Annotated in this window: 1 pseudogene; it reads left to right on the forward strand. The window is 46.8% G+C overall.

The features are described 5' to 3' along the window. Positions 1-222: 222 nt before the first annotated feature. A pseudogene (locus P5683_RS25700) lies at positions 223-532 on the forward strand (IS630 transposase-related protein); the annotation flags it as partial.

Below are 532 nucleotides of genomic sequence, written 5' to 3' on the forward strand. Positions count from 1 at the left end.
CCCTATTTCATACCCGAACGTCTCGCACCATACGCTTACACTTTTCACGCTCTGCCGTGAGGCAGAGCCAATGAGGGGTTTAAACGTTCCGTTTATATGGGCGTTCCATCTTTAGACTTGTCCTTTCCACCGGGGTACTTTTAAAAGTCTGTGTAGGTATAGCACAAGACAGGAAAGTTAGGACGTATAATGGAGAGGACGAGATGACTAAGAAGACCCAAAATGCCAGCCCCCTATAGTTACGACCTCAGACAAAAAGTTATTAATGCAATTGAACTAGACGGTATGCCCAAAACATAAGCCAGTCAACTTTTCCATGTCAGCCGGAACACCATTAATCTCTGGCTGCAAAGAAAAGCACAGACCGGAGACTTCCTCCCTCAACCTAATCACCCACCTGGCAATAACCACAAAATTACCGACTGGCAAAAATTCAAGGCTTTTGCCCAAGAGCATGGCCACAAAACCTCCGCTCAGATGGCTGAACTTTGGGATGACGACATCTCTCCTCGCACCATATCCAGAGCCTTGA

This window comes from Limnospira sp. PMC 1279.21, assembly GCF_032349615.1.
Classification (GTDB): domain Bacteria; phylum Cyanobacteriota; class Cyanobacteriia; order Cyanobacteriales; family Microcoleaceae; genus Limnospira; species Limnospira fusiformis.